Below are 17,627 nucleotides of genomic sequence, written 5' to 3'. Positions count from 1 at the left end.
AACACATGCAACTAACATCAGAACACGAAATGATCCGCGACGCCGTGCGTAGCTTTGTACAAGAGCGCATCACACCAAATGCCGCGCGTTGGGATAAAGAGCATCATTTCCCCGCAGAAGAACTCAAAGAATTGGCGGCGATGGGTGCGTATGGCGTGGCGGTTCCAGAAGAATTGGGCGGCGCTGGTATGGACTATCTTTCACTGTCCTTGGTGCTGGAAGAAATCGCTGCTGGTGATGGCGGTACTTCTACTGTCGTATCCGTGAATAATTGCCCGGTCTGCAGCATCGGTATGATGTATGCCAACGCAGAACAAAAAGAACAATGGTTACGTCCACTCGCCAGCGGCGAAAAGCTCGGTGCGTTTTGTTTGACCGAACCGCATGCAGGTAGTGACGCCTCTGATTTGCGTACTACCGCGAGGTTAGAAAAAGGCGGCGAAGGTGATGAATACGTATTAAATGGCGTGAAGCAATTCATCACCAGCGGCAAGCACGCCGATGTTGCGATCGTGATGGCGGTGACCGACAAAGCAGCGGGCAAAAAAGGCATAAGTGCATTCTGGGTCGATACGAAAACGCCAGGTTATATCGTTGCCAGCCTCGAACATAAAATGGGACAACACTCGTCAGACACCGCGCAGATCTTGTTCGAAAACTGCCGCATCCCCGACGCCAATTTAATTGGTGAAGAAGGCATGGGCTATAAGATCGCTTTGTCCGGTTTGGAGGGCGGTCGCATCGGTATCGCTTCGCAATCAGTGGGCATGGCACGCGCGGCGTTCGAAGCAGCCTTAGCCTACGCCAAAGATAGACGCACATTTGGTAAAGCAATTTTTGAACATCAAGCTGTGCAATTCCGCTTGGCCGACATGGCGACGCAAATCGAAGCTGCACGCCAATTGATTTGGCATGCAGCGAGTATGAAAGACGCTGGCAAACCATGTTTAAAAGAAGCCGCCATGGCAAAACTGTTTGCGTCCGAAATGGCAGAAAAAGTATGTTCTGATGCGATCCAAATTCACGGTGGCTATGGCTATGTGAGCGACTTCCCAGTCGAGCGCATTTATCGCGATGTGCGTGTATGCCAGATCTATGAAGGTAGTTCGGATATTCAGAAGATTTTGATTGGCCGTGGGTTGATGGATTGAGACGTTGAAACCAAAACCCCTCAACGCAGAGACGCTGAGTCGCAGAGGACAACCTTAAAAGAGAGGTTTCTCTGTTTTCGAATTTCTCAGAGTCTCTGCGCCTCGGCGTTGAGGGGTTTTAGATAAAGGGAATGATATGAACAAACGCATCGAATATTGGTTTGACTACGTTTCACCTTATGCCTACTTGACCACGCAGGTGATCGAGGAGTTGGCGGCGAAGTATGGTTATGAAATTGATTGGAAACCCGTGTTGTTAGGGGTGGTCTTCAAAACGACCAACTCCAGTCCACTGACGATGCGTCCACCGATCATGGCGTCTTATCACAAGCATGATATGGAACGTTCAGCGCGTTATGCGGGGATTCCTTTTACTTTGCCAGAACCATTTCCGATCAATACGCAAAACACAGCACGTGTGTGCTTGTGGATGAAAGAAGTTGCGCCGAGCCGTGTCGGTGAATTCACCCGCGCCGTGACCAAGGCTTACTTCTCAGGCCCGGCTGGCATGAATGAAATTGCTTGGTTAGCCGAGTTTGTGAGCGCCATGGGACTCGATGGTGAAGCAGCGGCAGCGGCCTGCAAAGATGAAAAGTACAAAGCGCAATTGGCAGCAGCCTGCGAAGAAGCAGTCAGCAAAGGCGTGTTTGGCGCGCCATGGATGATCGTCGATGGCGAACCATTCTGGGGCAACGATCGTTTGCCGCAATTAGAAAAATGGTTGGCCACAGGCGGGTTTTGATGTTGAAATAAAACCTCTCAACGCCGAGGCGCAGAGACCCGGAGAAATTCGAAAACAGAGAAAACCTCTCTTTTAAGGTTTTACTCCGCGTCTCAGCGCCTCTGCGTTGAGGGGTTTTCTGAATTTTTTATCGACCTGTAGTGCTTGAACTTATTGGGATGCAAAATGAAAAAAGGCTACAAACAATTGGTGGAAGAAGCCAACGCGCAGATCAAAACGTATAGCGTGGCCGAAGCGCAAGCGAAACTTGCAGATCCGAATGTGCAGTTCATCGATGTGCGCGATATTCGCGAATTGGAACGCGAAGGCATTATTCCCGGCGCCTTTCATGCACCACGTGGCATGATCGAGTTTTGGATCGACCCTGATTCACCGTATTTCAAACCTGTGTTTGGCGAACAAAAAGAATTCATTCTATTCTGCGCAGCCGGCTGGCGCAGTGCATTGACGACGAAGACAGTGCAAGACATGGGCCTAGAAAACGTCGCCCACATCGACGGCGGCTTCGGTGCATGGAAAGCAGCTGGTGCGCCTACGGCGGTGAAAGAGAAAAAGTGATTTCGGGATTATGGATATTAATATGGCTGAGAAAAAATATAAGCTTTCGAAAGAAGAAATTGCGCCGATTGCTCTTGGATTGGGAGGCTGCTTCGCAACAGACCGGATTGTTGTAGATGGTCGCCCAGTTGGTTATATGTACCGACGAGATCCAATTCGGGAAGAAGATAGTGGGTGGTGTTTTTTTGCAGGCGATGAAGATGAAGCATACATGGCTGATTCTAGCAAGCATGATATTTACGACGTGAATACAATTGTAAATTACGACCCATCGATCCTTCCTTTTATAGATTCGGAATGCGGATGTAAGTTCGAAAGAGATGATGAGGGAGACTTTGTTCTGGTCGAGTAAAGAGGTTGGCTGAAGTTTGGGTTGTCCTCCCGCTTCTAAGTCGCCAATGATGCGCAACAGAAAATGGAAAAAGAAAGTGTTGTTGTCTGAGCCGAAGGCGAGTTCCAACACTTTCCCATTTTTTGTTGTGCAGCATTGGGAACCCGAAGGGCGACTTAGTGCGGTCGCCTTTTTTGGGTTACCTTTTTTGGCGAAGCAAAAAAGGTAACTGGCTGTCGGGCCACCCCCGACCTGTAAAGGTTGAGCTTGGCTCAGTTTGAAATTGAAATGAATAAGTAGTTTGCAGGTAGTCCGCGTCGAACGGATGTAAAGAAAGCAGCGCGGGTTCCACCCGCCCTACAAAGAAACAAATAGGTAAAGCGTGAGTAAAACAATCTGCCCCTGTGGCACCAACAAAGAATTCGCAGCATGTTGTGGCCGCTACATCAGCGGCGCAGAAGCCGCACCAACGGCAGAAGCATTAATGCGTTCGCGCTACACGGCCTATACGCTCAACGACGAAGCGTATTTGCGAGCGACTTGGGATGAGAGGACTTGTCCGAAAGAAGCCATCGTTCATGGTGATCCGACCAAGTGGTTAGGTTTGGAAGTAAAGAAACACACAACGCAAGACAAAGAAGCCATGGTGGAATTCGTGGCGCGTTACAAAATTGGTGGCAAAGCCCATCGACTGCACGAAAAAAGTCGCTTCGTGAAATTCGATGGTAAATGGTTTTATGTAGATGGAATTTATGAATAAAAGATAAGTAGAAAACCCCTCAACGCCGAGACGCGGAGGTGCTGAGAACATCGAAAACAGAGAAAACCTCTCTCTTAAGGTTTTACTCTGCGCCTCAGCGTCTCGGCGTTGAGGGGTAAAAAAGGTTTATGAAATTGAGCACAGCCCAATCAGTAATCGGAAAAAATTATGACAACTCTAGAGTCCAAACTTAACCCTCGTTCAGAGGACTTCAAAACCAATGCTGCGGCGATGCAAGCGATTGTGGATGACCTCAAAGCCAAGATCGCCCAGATCTCGCTAGGTGGCGGCGAGGCCGCGCGTGAAAAGCATTTGGCGCGTGGTAAATTGTTGCCGCGAGATCGCGTACAAATGTTGCTCGATCCAGGCACGCCTTTCCTGGAATTCTCACAACTGGCCGCGTTCAATATGTATAAAGAAAAGAACGATGCGGATGCGGCACCGAGCGCGGGTGTGATCACAGGTATCGGTCGGGTGGCTGGTCAAGAATGTGTGATCGTGTGTAACGATGCGACGGTGAAAGGCGGTACGTATTTCCCGATGACGGTGAAAAAACATTTGCGTGCACAAGAGATCGCCGAGCAAAATAATTTGCCTTGCATCTACCTCGTTGATAGCGGTGGCGCGAACCTGCCGAATCAAGATGAAGTGTTCCCAGATCGCGATCACTTCGGTCGTATTTTCTACAACCAAGCCAATATGTCCGCCAAAGACATTCCGCAAATCGCGGTCGTGATGGGTTCTTGTACAGCGGGCGGCGCTTACGTGCCAGCCATGAGTGATGAATCGATTATCGTCAAAGATCAAGGCACGATTTTTTTGGCGGGGCCGCCCTTGGTAAAAGCCGCGACCGGTGAAGTGGTGAGTGCGGAAGACCTTGGTGGTGGTGATGTGCATACGCGTTTGTCTGGTGTGGCTGACCATCTGGCGCAAAACGATACGCATGCATTGTCTTTGGCGCGCGGCATCGTTTCACATTTGAATCGCCACAAACCACAGACTGTAGTGTTGAAACCTGTCGAAGAGCCAAAGTTTCCTGCGCAAGAATTATATGGCGTGATTCCAGTCGATACACGCAAACCTTTCGATGTGCGTGAAGTGATTGCCCGTATTGTTGACGGTAGCCATTTCGATGAATTCAAAGCGCGTTATGGTACGACCTTAGTCTGCGGTTTTGCGCATATTCACGGTATGCCAGTTGGTATCGTCGCCAACAACGGCATCTTGTTTTCTGAAGCTGCCTTGAAGGGCGCGCATTTCATTGAGTTGTGCTGCCAACGTAAGATCCCGCTGGTGTTCCTGCAAAATATCACCGGTTTTATGGTTGGTCGTAAATATGAGAACGAAGGTATTGCGCGTAATGGCGCCAAGATGGTAACGGCGGTGGCGACGGCGAATGTACCGAAATTCACCGTGATTATCGGCGGCAGTTTTGGTGCTGGTAACTACGGTATGTGTGGCCGTGCTTATTCACCGCGCTTCATGTGGATGTGGCCGAACGCGCGTATTTCCGTGATGGGCGGTGAGCAAGCCGCCAGCGTATTGGCAACGGTGCGTCGTGATGGTATCGAAGCCAAAGGCGGTAGTTGGAGTGCCGAAGAAGAAGCGACGTTTAAACAACCAATCAAAGATCAATACGAACACCAAGGCCATCCTTACTATGCATCAGCGCGCTTGTGGGATGACGGTGTGATTGATCCAGCGGATACGCGTATGGTTTTGGGATTGGGCTTGAGTGCGGCTTTGAATGCGCCGATTCCAGATGCTAAGTTTGGGATATTCAGAATGTGACGTCCACTACGCTAAATCCAATGCTCGGGCGCATTGCGGCGTTGCAAATCCTCGCAATATCGACATATTGCTCCGGTGTGCGCCTTGCACTGCATCCCGATCATTGAATTTTTCGTAGTGTCCGTACCTCCAGAAAAGTTGTAGAAAATCGTAACAAGGAAGTCTTATGTACCAAACCCTCACCCTCACGCGCGACAACAAAGTTGCCACCGTTACGCTCAATCGTCCTGATGTACGCAATGCGTTTAACGAAACGACGATTGCTGAGATTACGCAGGTGTTTAATGAATTGAGTGGCGATACCAGTATTCGCGCGATTGTGTTGGCGGCCAATGGTCCTGCGTTTTGCGCGGGTGCTGACCTCAATTGGATGAAGAAGATGGCCGACTATACGCATGCGGAGAATGTTGCCGATGCGGGTGCTTTGGCCTCGATGTTATCTGCCATCTATACCTGCGCGAAACCTGTGGTGGCGCAAATTCAAGGTGACTGCTATGCCGGTGGTATGGGCTTGGTCGCGGCTTGTGATGTGATCGTTTCTGTCGATACTGCACAGTTCTGCTTGAGTGAAGTCAAGTTAGGTTTGATTCCCGCCACGATTTCTCCGTATGTGATTAAAGCGATGGGCGAAAATGCCGCTCGTCGATACTTCTTAACCGCAGAACGTTTCGATGCAGCGCAAGCTCTGCGTATGGGCTTTGTGCATGAGGTAGTGGCAGCGGATGCTTTACAAGGCAAAGTGGCGGAGATCGTGAAAGCTTTGGTGACCAATAGTCCCAATGCGGTTGCCCAAGCGAAGGTTTTGGTGCGCGATGTCGGTGGTCGTGAAATTACGCCCGACTTGATTGCAAATACCGTAGAAGGGATTGCCATGATTCGCGCCTCGGATGAAGGTCGTGAAGGCGTGCGTTCCTTCCTCGAGAAGCGTAAGCCGAGCTGGTTGGGGTGATCAAGTATAATGGAGGGCTTGCTCTAATCAGGCAAAAAAGTGAAAGCTAGGTTAGATGCGTAATGTGCATAATTTCGGCTAAATGGCCTGTTTTTCTCGTATCTTTCAGTGAAGTTTTCTGATGTGATGGAAAAGAAAAGATCTTGGAGTAGGATTGAACGCAGTGAATACATCAGCTAGCACATCCGACTGGGTAAAACGTAGTCTGCAAAGCGTGTGGCATCCTTGCACGCAAATGCAGCACCACGAGACCATGCCTTTGATTCCGGTCAGTCATGGTCGTGGTGCGTGGCTGGTCGATATGGAAGGTAAGCGTTACCTTGATGGGATAAGTTCATGGTGGGTGAATTTGTTCGGCCACGCGAATCCACGTGTCAACACAGCGCTCAAAGATCAGCTCGATCAATTAGAGCATGCGATGTTGGCAGGTTTTACGCATGAGCCTGTGATTCGCTTATCTGAAAAATTATCGGCCTTAACTAGTGGAGTGCTTGGTCACTGCTTTTACGCCTCGGATGGCGCATCTGCCACCGAAATCGCCTTGAAGATGAGTTTCCATTTTTGGCGCAATCAAAGTCAAGCTGAGAAACAAGAATTTATTTGCCTGAAAGGCAGTTATCACGGCGAGACCATAGGCGCGCTGGCAGTAACTGATGTGGCTTTATTCCGCGACGCTTACGGGCCCATGATCCGCAACGCCCATGTGGTCGCTTCGCCAGATGCACGTCTGGCGCAAGAGGGGGAAACAGCGATGGATGTCGCGCGCCGTGCGGCAGCCGATATGGAGCGCTGCTTGCAGGAACGTGCTGGCAAGATCGCTGCGGTCATTTTAGAGCCTTTGGTGCAATGTGCGACCGGTTTCGCCATGCATGATCCAGAGTATTTGCGTTTGGTACGCGCTTTGTGCGATCAATACCAAGTCCATTTGATTGCCGATGAAATTGCGGTCGGTTGCGGTCGCACCGGCACTTTCTTCGCTTGCGAAAATGCGCAAATTTGGCCTGACTTTGTTTGCTTATCCAAAGGAATTAGTGGTGGCTATTTGCCGCTGTCTTTGGTGATGACGCGTGAGAATATTTATCAAGGCTTTTACGATAGCGATGTGCGTCGTGGATTTTTACATTCACATTCTTACACCGGCAATCCTTTGGCCTGCCGCGCCGCATTGGCGACCTTGGAAATTTTCGAGACCGATGATGTGTTGGCGCAAAATCGCGTGAAGGCGGCGAGCATCACCGAGGCTTTGCAGCCACTCGCGCAACATCATCAAGTCAAACATTTCCGTCAGCAGGGGATGATGTGGGCTTTCGATGCCGTGTTTGATAATGCCAACGCTGCAGCTGCAAAAACATTCTCGCGCCGTTTCTTTACGCAGGCTTTGCAAGAAGAATTATTGTTACGCCCGATTGGTAACACCGTGTATTTGATGCCGCCATATATTTTGAATCCAGAAGAAGTGAGTTTGGTGGGTGAACGCATGCTGAAAGTCTTCAATCATGTGATGGGAGAAGCTGCATGATTTTGCTCGATCAAATCCAAAATCAATTAGCAGTCCTAGACAGCAAGAGCTTGCGTCGACGCCGCCGTCATGCAGAGAGCCCGAGTGCACCGCGTGTCAAAGTTGACGGTCGCGATATGCTGGCGTTTTGTAGTAATGATTATCTCGGCTTGGCAGCGCATCCAAAAATTATCGCTGCGTTGCAAGAAGGTGCGGACTTATATGGTGTTGGTAGCGGTGCTTCGCATTTGATTAGCGGCCATAGTCGCGCCCATGCCTTGCTTGAAGATCGCTTGGCGGAATTTGTGTCGCCGCACCTGCTGAACGCGCGTGCCCTGTATTTTTGCACTGGCTATATGGCTAATCTCGCCGTACTCGCTGGGTTGGCTGCCGTCTCAGGCAAAGAGACAGAATTATTTTCCGAATCGCTGAATCATGCGTCTTTGATTGATGGCGCTAAATTGTCGCGCGCAAAGTTGAATGTTTATCCGCATGGGGATGTCGCGACCTTACGCAGTTTGCTGCAAGCTTCCTCTGCTCCGACGAAAATCGTGGTCAGCGATAGCGTCTTTAGTATGGATGGCAATCTAGCCCCCGTGCCAGAATTGCTCGCCTTGTGCGAAGAGTTTAATGCATGGTTGGTGATTGATGATGCCCATGGCTTCGGTGCCTTAGGTGCCAATGGGCGTGGCGTCTTAGAACACTTTAATCTGCGTTCGCTTAACTTGGTCTACATGGGCACCTTGGGCAAATCGGCCGGTGTCGGTGGAGCCTTCGTGGCGGCACATGCCGATGTGATCGAATGGTTGGTGAACAAAGCACGTCCTTACATTTATACGACCGCTGCACCGCCGGCCTTGGCACATGCCTTGTTGACGAGTTTAGATATTATTCAGGGCGAAGAAGGGCGAGCCCGCCGTGCTCATTTGCAGGCGTTGATTGCCCAACTGCGCCGTGACTTAAAGTTGAAGCGTTGGACGCTCATGCCATCAGATACAGCGGTGCAACCGATTGTGATCGGTGATAACGCGGAAAGTTTGAAAGCCGCGGCAAGTTTATACGAACAAGGTTTCTGGGTGCCAGCAATACGGCCGCCAACGGTGCCAGAAGGTACAGCGCGTTTGCGTATTACTTTGTCGGCCGCGCATACGGCAGAAGATTTGGCTTTGTTGATTGATGCTGTGAATGGTTTGGAAGAGTGAATTGAAATAAGTGCTTAATTGGGTGCGTGATTTTCAGATGTGTCGCGAACTCAATTAAGCGTCATGCCGGACTTGATCCGGCATCCAGTGACTTTACGTCGAGACGTTACTGAACTAAACGACACTGGATTCCCGCCTTCGCGGGAATGACGTGATGAGTTGCACCCGCCCTACGAGATTTGAGTAGTAACGAATAGTTTTAAGAATAAAAATTTGAGCAATGCAAACAAGAACAAACGATTATTTCATCACTGGCACAGATACCGAAATCGGCAAGACTTTCATTACGTCGGCTTTGCTGCGCGCTTTCACCCAGCAAGAAAGATCGACGTTGGGAATGAAGCCTATCGCTTCGGGTGCGGATGAAATCGACGGTGTTTTGCATAACGAAGATGTCGATAGTTTGCTTGCCGCATCCAGCGTGAAAGCACCACAAGAAATCGTGGTGCCTTATTTGATGCGCACCCCAGCGGCACCGCATATTGTGGCGCAGTTAGAAAACGTGAAGATGGATGTGCAGCATATTCAGTACGGCTATCAACAAGCACAAGGTCTCGCGGATGTGGTTTTGGTGGAAGGGGTAGGTGGATTCTGTGTGCCGCTCGATGATGAATCCAGTACCGTCGATTTGGCGCAGCGTTTGGGCTTGCCGGTGATTCTGGTGGTCGGGATGCGTTTGGGTTGTATCAATCATGCACTGCTCACGGCGCAAGCGATTCGCGCTAGCGGTTTGCGTTTGGCCGCATGGGTGGCGAATACGGTTGACACGGAAATGCGGTTCTTTGATGAAAATGTAGAAGCATTACGGCAGCGCCTAGGCGCGCCATGTTTAGGTGTAGTGCCGCGCTTAGCTGCAGACCAAGTAGTGCAAGCGAGTCAGTATTTAGATTTGAATTTATTGAAGTAAGGAAGTGAATATGGAACCAATCATGGAACAAACAGCGGGCATCGGTGATGCAAAAGGCAATGCACAGGCGATGACGTTTCAAGCGCCGGTAAAGACCATCACGGCCGAAACCTGGCCGGTTGATGAAGTAATGGCATTGTTCGAATTGCCGTTCAATGATTTGCTCTTTAAAGCCCAACAGATCCATCGTGAGAATTTCCCGAACGGTGATGTTGAACTCGCGACCTTGTTGTCGATTAAGACTGGTGGCTGCGAGGAAGATTGCGGATATTGTCCACAGGCAGCGCGTTACGATACCGGCGTTGAAGCCAAGAAAATGCTCGATGTGCGTCAGGTGTTAGATGCAGCGAAAGCAGCACGCGAAAGCGGCGCGACCCGTTTCTGTATGGGCGCAGCATGGCGTTCGCCGAAAGACCGCGACATGGAAAAAGTCGAAACCATGGTGCGCGAAGTGAAAGCCATGGGCTTAGAAACCTGCGCGACTTTGGGCATGCTCAAAGAAGAGCAAGCGCAGCGTTTGGCAGCGGCAGGTTTGGATTACTACAACCACAATCTCGATACCGCACCTGAGTTCTACAACAACGTGATATCGACACGTGATTACCAAGATCGTTTGGATACTTTGGGACATGTGCGCACAGCAGGTTTGAAAGTGTGTTGTGGTGGTATCGTCGGCATGGGTGAAAGTCGTCGTCAACGTGCTGGTTTGATCGCGCAATTAGCGAACTTAAACCCTTACCCTGAATCTGTGCCAGTGAACCATCTGGTCCAAGTGGAAGGCACACCTTTGCATGGCCTCGACCCACTCGATCCTTTGGAGTTCGTACGCACCATCGCCGTAGCGCGTATCACCATGCCGAAAGCCCGCGTACGTTTGTCGGCAGGCCGTCGTCAAATGGGCGAAGCAGTGCAAGCCATGTGTTTCGTGGCTGGCGCGAATTCGATTTTCTACGGCGATAAATTACTGACCACTGATAACCCAGAGGCTGAAGACGATAAAGTCCTGTTGGAGAAATTAGGTTTGAAGACGCGTGGTGTGGTGGAGAAGAAGGCTGGTGGTTGTAGTTAATTTGATTGACTACATGGAGAATGAAATGAGTTTCAAGATCTATGACGTTGTTCGCTTGATCGCAATTAATAGTGACGAGTTATGTTTGGGTGACGCCTTCAATACTCGGCCTCCGCAAGTAGGTGACATAGCGACGATACTTGAAATTTATGATAACCCACCAGGTTTTGAATTGGAATGTAGCGACAAATTAGGCGGTACGGTATGGCTGCTCGGTTTTCAAGAAAAAGATGTTCAACTCGAGCTTGTTAATATTTGAATTAGAGAAGAAAGACAAAAATCATGTTTAGCAAAATCCTCATCGCCAATCGTGGCGAAATTGCTTGCCGTGTTGCCGCGACAGCCCGTCGCATGGGCATTAAGACTGTTGCGGTGTACTCCGAAGCGGATGCCAATGCTAAGCATGTGGCGGTGTGCGATGAAGCGGTATTGATTGGCCCAGCGCCAGCGAAAGAAAGCTATCTGCGTGCCGACAAGATTATCGAAGTCGCATTGGCGACGGGTGCGCAGGCGATCCATCCGGGCTATGGCTTCTTGTCTGAGAATAGTGAGTTCGCGAATGCCTGTGCGAAAGCGGGTATCGCTTTCATTGGACCGCCAGCGTCAGCGATTGAAGCGATGGGCAGTAAATCTGCCGCCAAGTCTTTGATGGAAAAGGCCAATGTTCCTTTGGTGCCTGGCTATCATGGCGACAACCAAGATCCTGATTTCTTGCAAAACGAAGCGGATGGCATCGGCTACCCTGTGTTGTTGAAAGCCAGTGCTGGCGGCGGTGGTAAAGGCATGCGTGTGATTGAGCACAGCAAGGACTTCAAAGATGGCTTGGCATCTTGTAAGCGCGAAGCGATCAATTCTTTTGGCGACGATAAAGTGCTTGCTGAAAAATATTTGCAACGTCCACGTCATATCGAAATCCAAGTGTTTGCTGATACCCATGGCAATTGCGTTTATTTGTTTGAACGCGATTGCTCGGTACAACGTCGTCATCAAAAAGTATTGGAAGAAGCACCGGCTCCTGGCATGACGGCGGAGCGTCGTGCAGCGATGGGTGAAGCGGCGGTAGCGGCAGCGAAAGCGGTCGGTTATGTCGGCGCAGGTACGGTGGAGTTCATCGCAGAACAAAGTGTTAACGGCGAAGACGGTTCTTTCTATTTCATGGAAATGAACACGCGTTTGCAGGTGGAACATCCTGTCACCGAAATGATCACAGGCACTGATTTGGTAGAGTGGCAGTTACGTGTCGCAGCGGGTGAACAATTACCTTTGCAACAGTCGCAATTGCAGATTCATGGCCACGCGATTGAAGCGCGCGTGTATGCAGAAAATCCAGAAAAAGGTTTCTTGCCATCGATCGGTACTTTGCGCCACGCACGTACGCCGAGCGCTGTGAATTTTGAACTCGGTGGTTCGCCAGATCCCGCTGCGTTTAGGATTGATAGTGGCGTACGCGAAGGCGATACGATTTCACCTTTCTACGACCCGATGATTGCGAAGATGATCGTGTGGGGCAAAGACAGAACCGAAGCCTTGGCGCGCATGGCGCAAGCACTAGCGCAATATCAGATTGTTGGCTTGAATTCGAATATCGCATTTTTATCGCGCCTTATTACCAGTCAAGCTTTCTCAACGGCGGATTTAGATACGGGCTTGATCGAACGCAATCAAGCTGCCTTATTCCCTACGCCAGCTCCGGCCAATTTAGCAATCTTGTCTTTGGCTGCAGTGTCCTTGTTGCAGTCAGAAAAATCGACAGGCGCAGATCCATGGCAAAGTAGTCAAGGCTGGCGCATGAATAGCTACATGCAACGTGGATTGCAATTCGCCGAAGAACATCAAACGCACGCAGTGCAAGTGACCTACATGCAAGATGCATGGATCATCGCTGCAAATGGCGACAGCGAAACCGTACGCTTAGTGTCGCGCAGTGGTGACGATGTCGTGTTAGCCATTGCTGAGCAAACCGTGAAAGGCACGGTGGTCCGCGATGGCGAACATTTCCACGTATTTAGCCAAGGTACACACTACGATTTGCATTACAACGATGTGATGGCACATGCGGGCGAAGCCGAAGCAGAAGGCGGCCGTTTAACCGCCCCGATGCCAGGCAAGATCGTCGCAGTGGTGGTGAAGAATGGCCAAGAAGTGAAGAAAGGTGAGGCGCTGTTGATTATGGAAGCGATGAAGATGGAACACACCATCTCTGCACCACATGATGGTGTCGTTGAAGAAGTTTTGTATGCGGTTGGTGATCAGGTGACAGAAGGTGCGCCTTTGTTGAATTTTAAGCAGTGAAGATCTTAGTCGAACTTCTTGCTCGCATGCCTGCTAAACAAAGAGAGGGAAGATTGCACAAGTGATGTAGGATGAATACTCCTTCCCCTTGAAGGGGGAGGGGATGTTAGCCGAGTTTCGTAGGGCGGGTGTAACCCGCGCTGCGCAGTGACTCAAAATGTAGGCGGCGCGGGTTGCACCCGCCCTAAAAACTGCGAATCTCAGTTTAATAGCCATTGTTTTGTATCGAATTTTATTTTCACCATATCCATGTTAAAAATCCTGTTTTGCGCTGATAGTCCGAACGCTGAAAAATGGTTTAAGAAAATCAGTCAGGTCTTTGCTCATTGTGAAGTGAGGCAATGGCAGCCCAATGATACGGCGCCAGCCGATTATGCGATTGTTTGGAAACCGCCAGCAGCGATGCTCGAGGGGCGTACAGATCTGAAGGCGATTTTTGTCTTAGGCGCAGGAGTTGATGCGATATTGCAGTTAGGAAGTGCTTTGCCTAGCGGTGTACCTTTAATTCGTCTGGACGATGCAGGCATGGCGGTGCAAATGGCTGAATATGTCAGCTATGCGCTACTGCGTCATTTCCGTCGTTTCGATACTTATGAGCTGCATCGTAATGCCAAACAATGGCAATGTTTGGCACCGAATAAGAAAAGTGAATTTGGCGTCGGGATCTTGGGATTGGGTGTGTTAGGGCAGCGCATTTTGCAGGCGGTACAGCATTTTGAATTTCCCGTGCATGGTTGGAGTCGCAGTGAAAAACACATCGAGGGTGTGACTTGCTATCACGGCCAACAGGAGCTGTCTGCGTTTTTGAACGCTTCACGTGTCTTAGTCTGTATCTTGCCATTGACTTCAGAAACACGTCATATTTTGAATCGAGCGACGCTGGAACAATTGCCGCGTGGAGCTTATTTGATTAATGTGGCGCGCGGTGCTCATGTGGTAGAACAAGATCTACTCGAGCTCATACAAAGCGGACATATTGCTGGTGCGACTTTAGACGTATTTCAACATGAGCCATTGCCTGCTGATCATCCGTTTTGGCAAGAGCCACGCATACAGATTACGCCACACGAATCTGCATTAAGTTTGTTTGAGCAAAGCGTGGCGCAAATTGCAGAAAAGATGCAGGCATTGGAACAAGGCCAAACTGTGCGTGGTGTGGTTGACCAATCGAAAGGATATTGAAATGGTCGTATTAGCGAAACAAGTGAATTTGCCGTTGCGCGTCAAGATTGTCGAAGTCGGTCCACGCGATGGCTTGCAAAATGAAAAAGAGACGATTCCAGCGGAAGTCAAAATTGAACTCGTCGATCGTTTGACGAAGGCTGGGTTCGCGAATATTGAAGCCGCTTCTTTTGTGTCGCCGAAGTGGGTGCCGCAGATGGCGACCTCGAAGGAAGTCATGGCAGGCATAACGCGCAAAGCAGGTGTCATTTATTCTGCCTTGACACCGAATATGAAGGGCTTTGAAGCTGCCTTAGCGGCTGGCGCTGATGAAGTCGTGATCTTTAGCTCGGCATCCGAAGCCTTCGCGCAAAAAAATATTAATTGTTCGATTGCGGAATCGATAGAGCGTTTCCGCGATGTGGCAGCGGCGGCGAAACAGCATGGTCTGCGTTTGCGCGGCAGCATCAGTTGTTCTTTCGGTTGCCCTTATCAAGGTGAAATCACACCAGAACAAGTCGCTGGTGTGGTGAAGTTGATGCGTGATCTCGGCTGCGATGAGATCGACATCGCCGATACGATAGGCGTCGGTACGCCACGTCATGTACAAACCGTGATGCAACGCGTTGCGCAGGAATTTCCGATCGCGCAAATTTCTGGTCACTTCCATGACACCTACGGTCAAGCCTTAGCAAATATCTACGCCAGCATGGAAGTTGGCGTCAGCATTTTCCACTCTTCTGTTGCCGGTCTCGGCGGCTGTCCGTATGCCAAAGGTGCGACGGGTAATGTGGCTACCGAGGATGTGCTGTTCATGATGCAAGGCTTGGGCGTGCATACTGGGATCGATCTCAATCAAGTGGTCGATGCTGGTCAGTTCATTTCTCAACACCTAGGACGCAAGGCGGTTAGTCGCGCAGGGAATGCGATTGCGGCGAAGCGTCTTGCTTAATATTTGATGTGCTAAAGTTTTTTTCTTCCTCATCTACTCTGGGCGAACTCGCTGTCGGCAAAGACAATAATTTTAATTTGTTACGCTTGCTGGCAGCCTTTGCTGTTTTAATCAGCCATAGCTTTGCCATGCTCGGCCAGCCTGAGCCATTCGCTACTAGAGTTGGTAAAAATCTGGGCGCCATGGCGGTCGATATCTTCTTCGTCACTAGCGGTTTCTTAGTTTGTACGAGTTTAATGCGCAGCCAAAACGCATACGATTATTTGCGTGCGCGTGCATTGCGAATTTTTCCTGCATTGTGGGTAATGCTGCTATTCAGCGTGTTTGTCTTGGGTGCTTGTTTTAGTCGACTTGATTTCTCTAGCTATCTACATGAAGCACAGACCTGGCGTTATCTGTTGAAGAATGCGGTACTGATGGCGGATGTCGAATTTTACTTACCCGGTGTGTTTGAAGGACATCATCTGGCGGGCATCGTTAACGGTTCTTTGTGGAGCATGATCTACGAATTGAGTATGTATGTTTTATTGTTGTTCACTTGCGTTACTTACTTCTATGTTGTGAAATTTCGTTCTCATGTCGTCGCTTTGATCGCTGCATTGACGGTATTTTTAGGCGTTTGGTTTGTATCAGATAAATGTTATTTTTTACTGCACTTGCAATTGCTGCGTTTTGTCTGGTTCTTTTTTATTGCATGTGTTTTCTACTGGCTTCGTTACCGTATACCTATGTCAGGAAAAATCATGATGGGTATCGTCGTAGCAAGCGCGATTAGTTTGACCATCAGCGGCCATGCTTTTTTGATGGTGTATTATCTGAGCTTGCCGTATGTGCTGCTGTATTTAGCCTATGTCCCGGCTGGATTGATTCGTGGTTTCAATCGTTTTGGTGACTATTCCTATGGTGTGTATTTATACGCATTTCCTTTACAGCAAACTTTGATTGCAGCCTATTCAGGCTGGTCTGTTTCTTCGCTTGCTATCTGTGCTAGCTATTTGACTTTGATCTGTGCTGCTGGCTCTTGGCATGGCGTAGAGCGACCCATACTAGCCTTGCGTTCACGCACGCGCTAAATTCCTACTTCGGTATTCATAGAAAATTTTTACCGGAAAAATTTTCTAATACTGCAAAAAATTCTGGTTAAAATGCACAGCACTTTCTGCAATTTGGATTATCTTCCGCAGAATTTTTTAATAAGAAAAGAGGGAATCATCATGGCAATGGATGTAATCGATTATCAGATTTTTGGCGACGACATGCAATTCGTAGAGATTGAACTTGATCCGCGCGAAGCCGTGGTCGGTGAAGCTGGCTCTATGTTTTACATGGAAGATCAGATTCAGATGGAAACTATTTTTGGCGATGGCTCGGCATCTCAAGGCGGTTTGTTAGGTTCTTTAATGGGGGCAGGTAAACGCTTATTAACTGGTGAATCTTTGTTCACTACGGTGTACTCCAATCAAGGATCGGTAAAGCGCAAGGTCGCCTTTGGTGCACCATATCCTGGTCGGATTATACCCGTGCATTTGGATCAATTGGGTGGCACCTTGCTGTGTCAAAAAGATGCTTTCCTTTGTGCTGCGAAAGGTGTGTCATTGGGCATTGCGTTTCAAAAACGCTTAGGCGCGGGCTTCTTTGGTGGTGAAGGTTTTATCTTGCAAAAACTTGAAGGTGACGGGCTTGCGTTCGTACATGCAGGCGGCGCCTTGATAGAAAAAAACTTGCAAGTTGGTGAAACTTTACGTGTTGATACTGGCTGTGTGGTAGCGTTCACTAGCAATGTAGATTTCGATGTCCAATTTGTCGGCGGTGTGAAAACCGCTCTGTTCGGCGGCGAAGGTATTTTCTTCACGACATTGCGCGGCCCAGGTAAAGTTTGGCTGCAATCCTTACCGTTGGCACGCATGGCGAATCGTATCGTTGGTGCTTCTAAAATCGGTGGTAGCCGTGGTGGCGAAGAAGGATCAGTGCTGGGTGGCTTGGGTAATTTGTTTGAGAGAAATTAGTCGACGATACGCTTAATGTGAGCTACTCAAATGTAAAAGGGGAAGAGCAAATTGCTTTTCCCCTTTTAGGTTTTCAGAACTGTGTTTAAGTTAAATTATTACTCCATAAACCGCCCAATATACTCATCAGAATGAATAAACTGCCCGATGAGAGTCACGGTATCAGAATGAGGCTGATTAAGTATCTCATTAAAGGTCACGGGATCAGGTGCTCGGTTAAGTAATCCGACGAAGTCTAGAGTCAAAGCGACCTTGTCC

The 17,627-nt window shown here is 49.3% G+C and carries 17 protein-coding genes; all 17 read left to right on the top strand.

Going from position 1 to position 17,627, the window contains the following annotated elements; translation table 11 throughout:
- The first annotated feature begins 5 nt into the window (after positions 1-5).
- Positions 6-1,151 carry an acyl-CoA dehydrogenase family protein gene (locus tag ACFFJH_RS14760; RefSeq protein ID WP_390213664.1) on the top strand — a complete coding sequence of 382 codons (1,146 nt, stop codon included), beginning with the start codon at positions 6-8 and terminating at the stop codon, positions 1,149-1,151.
- Between the two features lie 136 nt (positions 1,152-1,287).
- A complete protein-coding gene (locus tag ACFFJH_RS14755) occupies positions 1,288-1,893 on the top strand; it encodes a 2-hydroxychromene-2-carboxylate isomerase (protein WP_390213663.1) in 606 nt (201 codons plus the stop codon).
- Positions 1,894-2,058: 165 nt separating this feature from the next.
- On the top strand, positions 2,059-2,451 hold the full coding sequence (locus tag ACFFJH_RS14750) for a rhodanese-like domain-containing protein (RefSeq protein ID WP_390213662.1): 393 nt from the start codon (positions 2,059-2,061) through the stop codon (positions 2,449-2,451).
- A 22-nt stretch (positions 2,452-2,473) separates the two neighbouring features.
- The gene (locus tag ACFFJH_RS14745) at positions 2,474-2,803 is read left to right on the top strand and encodes a DUF2185 domain-containing protein (protein ID WP_390213661.1); all 330 of its coding nucleotides are present in this window, start codon (positions 2,474-2,476) and stop codon (positions 2,801-2,803) included.
- A 361-nt stretch (positions 2,804-3,164) separates the two neighbouring features.
- Positions 3,165-3,542, top strand: coding sequence for a YchJ family protein (locus tag ACFFJH_RS14740; protein ID WP_390213660.1), 378 nt, complete (start codon positions 3,165-3,167; stop codon positions 3,540-3,542).
- A gap of 168 nt (positions 3,543-3,710) precedes the next feature.
- Entirely contained in the window at positions 3,711-5,333 is a 1,623-nt protein-coding gene (locus ACFFJH_RS14735; RefSeq protein WP_390213659.1) for a carboxyl transferase domain-containing protein, read from the top strand.
- Positions 5,334-5,499: 166 nt separating this feature from the next.
- Positions 5,500-6,282: an enoyl-CoA hydratase/isomerase family protein gene (locus ACFFJH_RS14730; RefSeq protein WP_390213658.1), complete on the top strand. Its 783-nt coding sequence runs from the start codon at positions 5,500-5,502 to the stop codon at positions 6,280-6,282.
- Positions 6,283-6,445: 163 nt separating this feature from the next.
- Complete coding sequence (gene bioA, locus ACFFJH_RS14725) at positions 6,446-7,801, top strand: adenosylmethionine--8-amino-7-oxononanoate transaminase (protein WP_390213656.1); 1,356 nt, start codon at positions 6,446-6,448, stop codon at positions 7,799-7,801.
- Positions 7,798-8,982 carry an 8-amino-7-oxononanoate synthase gene (gene bioF / locus ACFFJH_RS14720; RefSeq protein ID WP_390213654.1) on the top strand — a complete coding sequence of 395 codons (1,185 nt, stop codon included), beginning with the start codon at positions 7,798-7,800 and terminating at the stop codon, positions 8,980-8,982. Before bioA ends, bioF begins: the two co-directional genes overlap by 4 nt.
- A gap of 220 nt (positions 8,983-9,202) precedes the next feature.
- On the top strand, positions 9,203-9,889 hold the full coding sequence (bioD, locus tag ACFFJH_RS14715) for a dethiobiotin synthase (protein WP_390213652.1): 687 nt from the start codon (positions 9,203-9,205) through the stop codon (positions 9,887-9,889).
- A gap of 22 nt (positions 9,890-9,911) precedes the next feature.
- The gene (gene bioB, locus ACFFJH_RS14710; RefSeq protein WP_390213912.1) at positions 9,912-10,958 is read left to right on the top strand and encodes a biotin synthase BioB; all 1,047 of its coding nucleotides are present in this window, start codon (positions 9,912-9,914) and stop codon (positions 10,956-10,958) included.
- 25 nt (positions 10,959-10,983) lie between these two features.
- Complete coding sequence (locus ACFFJH_RS14705; RefSeq protein ID WP_390213651.1) at positions 10,984-11,217, top strand: hypothetical protein; 234 nt, start codon at positions 10,984-10,986, stop codon at positions 11,215-11,217.
- A gap of 23 nt (positions 11,218-11,240) precedes the next feature.
- Positions 11,241-13,250 (top strand): acetyl/propionyl/methylcrotonyl-CoA carboxylase subunit alpha, encoded by a 2,010-nt coding sequence (locus ACFFJH_RS14700; protein WP_390213650.1) that lies wholly within the window; start codon positions 11,241-11,243, stop codon positions 13,248-13,250.
- A 249-nt stretch (positions 13,251-13,499) separates the two neighbouring features.
- Positions 13,500-14,432: a 2-hydroxyacid dehydrogenase gene (locus tag ACFFJH_RS14695; protein ID WP_390213649.1), complete on the top strand. Its 933-nt coding sequence runs from the start codon at positions 13,500-13,502 to the stop codon at positions 14,430-14,432.
- A gap of 1 nt (position 14,433) precedes the next feature.
- Positions 14,434-15,363 (top strand): hydroxymethylglutaryl-CoA lyase, encoded by a 930-nt coding sequence (locus ACFFJH_RS14690; protein ID WP_390213647.1) that lies wholly within the window; start codon positions 14,434-14,436, stop codon positions 15,361-15,363.
- Between the two features lie 8 nt (positions 15,364-15,371).
- Positions 15,372-16,436, top strand: a complete 1,065-nt coding sequence (locus ACFFJH_RS14685; protein ID WP_390213645.1) for an acyltransferase family protein — start codon at positions 15,372-15,374, stop codon at positions 16,434-16,436.
- A 141-nt stretch (positions 16,437-16,577) separates the two neighbouring features.
- Positions 16,578-17,369 carry a TIGR00266 family protein gene (locus tag ACFFJH_RS14680; protein ID WP_390213643.1) on the top strand — a complete coding sequence of 264 codons (792 nt, stop codon included), beginning with the start codon at positions 16,578-16,580 and terminating at the stop codon, positions 17,367-17,369.
- Positions 17,370-17,627 lie beyond the last annotated feature (258 nt).

The sequence above is a fragment of the Affinundibacterium danionis genome (assembly GCF_042432465.1).
Lineage (GTDB): Bacteria > Pseudomonadota > Gammaproteobacteria > Burkholderiales > Burkholderiaceae_D > Undibacterium > Undibacterium danionis.
This window is presented reverse-complemented; position numbering and strand designations above follow the sequence as displayed.